The 3,135-nt window shown below is 60.4% G+C and carries 3 protein-coding genes; 1 reads left to right on the top strand and 2 read right to left on the bottom strand.

Annotated elements, in window-relative coordinates:
- Positions 1-137 precede the first annotated feature (137 nt).
- Positions 138-878, bottom strand: coding sequence for an IS21-like element helper ATPase IstB (gene istB, locus WA070_RS07715; RefSeq protein ID WP_422633509.1), 741 nt, complete (start codon positions 876-878; stop codon positions 138-140).
- Positions 879-893: 15 nt separating this feature from the next.
- On the bottom strand, positions 894-2,447 hold the full coding sequence (istA, locus tag WA070_RS07710) for an IS21 family transposase (protein WP_422633508.1): 1,554 nt from the start codon (positions 2,445-2,447) through the stop codon (positions 894-896).
- A gap of 138 nt (positions 2,448-2,585) precedes the next feature.
- Here istA and WA070_RS07705 point away from each other — a divergent pair, with 138 nt between their 5' ends.
- On the top strand, positions 2,586-2,999 hold the full coding sequence (locus WA070_RS07705; protein ID WP_422633510.1) for an IS3 family transposase: 414 nt from the start codon (positions 2,586-2,588) through the stop codon (positions 2,997-2,999).
- The last annotated feature ends 136 nt before the right edge of the window (positions 3,000-3,135 follow it).

Here is a 3,135-nt window from a genome sequence, read left to right as displayed (position 1 = left end):
TGCGTATTTCGTAAAAACGGGACATTCGTTTCGCTAAATCGCGGACAGCGGTTTCGCTAATTCCGGGACAGCGGAAGGCGTGTTTTCGTTTGCCTTGTTGAAGTCGGGTTGGCTGATCGCGCGGCTTTGCTTTGAGGTCAAGCCTGAGGTGGTTTTTGCTTGCGCATACTATCCCCTTCGAGGGTGATACGGTGGGCATTGTGGATGATCCGGTCGAGTATGGCATCAGCGATAGTTGGCTCACCGATCATGTCGTGCCAGGCCGTCACAGGGAGCTGGGCGGTGATCAGCGTGGATTTCCGCCGATAACGTTCCTCGAAGATTTCGAGCAGATCGAGCCGCTGCTGATCGCTCAGCGAGTGGGTGCCCCAGTCATCAAGGATTAGCAGTTCGACCCGCGCCAGCCTGTCAGCCAGACGCGGGAAGCTGCCATCGAGCCGTGCGAGGGCGAGCGCATCGAACAAGCGTGGCATGCGCATATAGAGAACCGGATGATCGAGCCGGGCAGCTTGCCGCCCAAAGGCGCAACCCAGCCAGGTTTTTCCGGTTCCGGTCTGGCCGGTGATGATCAGATTCTCATGAGCCTTGAGCCATGCCCCTTGCGCGAGCGACAAGATGTTGCGGCGGTCGATCCCGCGATGCGCGGTAAAGTCGATATCCTCGATACAGGCATCGGCAAAGCGCAGCCGCGCAGACCTGAGCTTGTTGCCCAGACGCCGGTCCGCACGGACCGCCATTTCGCGGTCGAGCATCAACCCGAGCCATTCCTCGCGGGCCAGATCGTCGCTGCCGCCCTGTGCCGTCATCTCGCGCCACGCGGCGGACATTCCGGCAAGGCCAAGCGCCTGCATCTGATCAAGGGTGGGATTATTCAACATGGGAGTTTCCTTTCTTCATTGATAATAGCCCCGGCCACGGATGTTCGTGTGCGCAGGCGTCGGGCGTGCCGGCTCGGTCGCCGGCCTGATCCGGTCGAGCCCGGATTTGAGGATCGTGGCGACCGAAGAGTAAGAGACCGCGTTGATGATCAGCGCGCGCTCGCATGATGCTTCCACCCGGTCCCGGTCGTAGCGCCGGGCCAGAGACAAAACGCCCATCGCCGAACGATAGCCCTGCTCAGGGTGAGGCCGGTCGCGCATCAGCCGTTCGATCAGGATCGCCGTGTTGACGCCGATCTGGTCGGCTTTGCCGATCAGGCTGGCAGGCGTCATGTTGGCATAACGCTGATGCGCCTTGGGCATATGCTCGCTTACCGTCACATGGCCCCGGCGCTGGGACCGCCGGACATGGCTCGCCACCCGCTGATGATCGTGGAACAACTCGACCACCCTGTGGGTGAGCCGGACATCGACCTGCCGCCCGATGAGCCGGTGCGGGACCGAGTAGAAGGTCTTGTCGACCTCGACATGATAATCGGGATGGACCTTGGCCCTTTTCCACTCGGCATATTCGAACCGCTCTGCCGGGAGCGGCGCAAGGGCGCTCCGCTCGATCTCTTCGAACAGCGCGCGACGCGATTGACCGACATGACGCATCGGCCGATCATTCAGATCCTCCAGCAACGCGGCAATGGCCGCGTTCAGATCCGCAAGGGCGAAGAAGCGTCGGTTGCGCAGCCGCGCAAGGATCCAGCGCTCGACGATTAGCACGGCCCCTTCAACCTTGCCCTTGTCGCGTGGATGCCGACTGCGGGTCGGCAGGATCGTCGTGTCGTAATGATCCGCCATCGCCGCAAAGGTCTGGTTGAGCGTCGGTTCGAACCACAGCGCCTTCGCCACCCCGGCCTTCAGATTGTCGCAGACAATGGCGCGGGTCACCCCGCCGAAGTAACCCAGCGCCTGAACCTGGCCTTCGATCCAGTCAGGCAGTTTCTGACTCAGGCTGGCCATCACGAACGTCAGGGATGAGGCTCCCAGAACCGCCACGAAGATCTGCGCCTGGTGTATTTCCCCGGTCGATGGATCGATCAGCGGCACCGTGTGACCCGCATAATCGGTCTGCATCACCGCACCCGCCTCATGCCGGTTGCGGAAGCTCGCATGGGTGCGCTTCTGGAAAGCCGTAAAGCGGTCGCAGAACCAGGTATAGCCATAGCCATTGGGGTGCGCGGCACGATATTCTTGCCAAAGCAGCGTCAGAGTGACGCCCTTGCGCTTGATCTCGCGCGCAACCACCGGCCAGTCGGGCTCGCTCAGGTCCTGTGGCGGCCGCCCGACACGGCGAAAGAGAAGCTGCTCAAGCGCCGCATCATCGTCATATCCCGGTGGCAGTGGCCAACTGGAAAGACCCACCTCGCGGGCACGCAGCACATAGGTCGCCACCGTCGTCTTGCTCAGCTTCAGTCGTTCCGACACAGCCCGCACTGACAGCCCCTGACCATAGGTCAGGCGCAGGATCGATCGCATGTCCTTCACGTTCGTTCGTCTCGCTTGCTTCCGTCTCGGCATCTTCCCTCCCATCACCTTGATGAAAGAGCTCAATGCCACTCCGGCGCGCCCGAAAAACAAACCTCATGCCCGCCCGAAACCACTGTCCCGGAATTAGCGGAATCACTGTCCCGTATTTACTGAAATCACTGTCCGCGAATTACCGAAATCCGTGTCCGGGAATTTACGAAACACGCAGTCAGTGACAGAATGAAGAAGGACTTGGCGATCAGAGCGCTGGATATGGCGGTGCGCCTGCGCCAGCCTCCGGAAGGCTGCTTTTTTCATTCGGATCGTGGCAGCCAATATTGTTCTTACGACTATCAGAAAAAGCTGCAGGCCTATGGCCTGCGTCCATCGATGAGCGGCAAGGGAAATTGCTACGACAATGCGTCCGTCGAGACCTTCTTCAAATCCCTGAAGGCCGAACTCATCTGGCGGCAGAGCTGGCCGACACGGCGTCAGGCAGAAGCCGCCATCTTTCAGTACATCAACGGGTTCTACAACACCCGCCGCCGACATTCATATCTGGGCGGCATCAGCCCGCTCGCCTTCGAAGCCAAGGTGGCTTAATGAGATAGGTGACCGGCACAAAACATGGGATAATCGCGGCGCGATTCGTCCCGGGCATCAGCTTTTTGATATAGCTGACAGGGGTGGTTGCCCCCCGATATGATGGAAAAACGGGCTCACGATTGGCACCGGGCCC

It is taken from the genome of Sphingobium sp. (genome assembly GCF_049304695.1).
In the GTDB taxonomy this organism is placed as follows: Bacteria; Pseudomonadota; Alphaproteobacteria; order Sphingomonadales; family Sphingomonadaceae; genus Sphingobium.
Note: the sequence above shows the minus strand (reverse complement) of the source record. Positions and strands in the feature narration are given on the sequence as shown.